The sequence below is a fragment of the Salinivibrio sp. PR919 genome, from assembly GCF_001995355.1.
GTDB lineage: Bacteria > Pseudomonadota > Gammaproteobacteria > Enterobacterales > Vibrionaceae > Salinivibrio > Salinivibrio proteolyticus.
Genome location: NZ_MUFL01000171.1, coordinates 1 through 1,324, shown reverse-complemented (window position 1 = coordinate 1,324; position 1,324 = coordinate 1). Strand labels below are relative to the sequence as shown.

Genomic DNA, 1,324 nt, shown 5'->3' with positions numbered 1-1,324 from the left:
CCTCTATTCTGGTCAAATTCTTTGGTGAGTTTGTTAAGGACGGCTAGGTTTTTGTAATAGTGTTTGGCGTCTTTCGCTGGATAGCCAAACAAGTCGCTACCTTCTGGACAAGAGTGACTGACACCGGATTTAGCTTTGATGACTGAATGACTACCTATTGTAATGTGTCCGGATGTGCCAACTTGTCCGTGAACGATAACATGATCACCAAGGATGGTATGACCGGCAAAACCGCACTGAGAAATAATCAAACAGTGACGCCCTATCTTACAGTCATGGCCGATCTGAATCTGATTATCGAGTTTGCTCCCTTCACCGATGATAGTATCACCAAGCGTCCCTCTGTCTATTGTGTTATTCGAGCCAATTTCGACGTTGTTGTGAAWGATCACGCGACCTATGCTTTCAACTCTCTGATAGTTTCCGTCCTCTCCAGCCATATATTCAAAACTGTAATTGCCAATCGAATTGTTTGAATCGATTGTAACGTTATCACCAATTATGGTGCCTTCTTTAATGACAGTATTGGCGTGAATTGCTACATTATTGCCAATAGAGACTCCATTCATGATCTTGACTCCAGGCATGAAATAGCAATGCTCTCCAATTTGGCAATGCTTACCGATGTAGACGTCGGGACTCTGAGAGGTATTCCCCTGATCAAATAACCGGTATTTCTGTACTTTGTAGTAACGAAGTAACTGATTAAGTTTGTTAGCGTCGAGATGGTCGATTAAGATCTTAGTCTGGGCTGAACTCTTTAGTATAGCCTCTGGCCCTACTAGTATGTCTGCCTTGCTATCGCAAATAAAAGAGCAATCTGTTCGAGAAAAAACAATCGCAAGTCCACCCTTTTCTGGACTGTTGAGAGGACGAATTGTATCAATGATAGTCGACGCATCACCTTTTATTTTTCCAGCCAGTAAACGCGCAATTTCCGAAGCACTTAACATTACAAACTCTCAAAGCCGATTATTAGAATCTATATAACCCTTGAAGATAGAAAGTGTGCTGTGTCAGTTCACTTTCATTCTTCGCTTCCCAACCCGCGAGTTCACTTTTATCCTCTACTTCATTTGCGTACTCGTATTCGCCTTTTACTACCCAGTTATCGCTTATGGCTTGCTCATATCCTAGTGTGGCTTTACGAATATCTTTGAAGTAGTCTACGTTGGCATTACCACCACCGCTATTTGCGGCATGACGAGTCTCGCTTTCACCAAACCGGGTGCGGAAGTACAGTGTGCCAGCATCATCAAACGTGTACTGAATAATGGGTTCAAAGTATTTTTCACTAAAGTCACTTATTTCATTAATGTTACCG

At 42.3% G+C, this 1,324-nt stretch carries 1 protein-coding gene and 1 pseudogene; both read right to left on the bottom strand.

The features are described 5' to 3' along the window. The coding region (locus tag BZG83_RS16435; protein WP_077482153.1) for a UDP-3-O-(3-hydroxymyristoyl)glucosamine N-acyltransferase at nucleotides 1–953 on the bottom strand (953 nt) is incomplete at its 3' end. A gap of 22 nt (nucleotides 954–975) precedes the next feature. Continuing rightward, nucleotides 976–1,324 (bottom strand): annotated as a pseudogene (locus BZG83_RS16430) (porin); the annotation flags it as partial.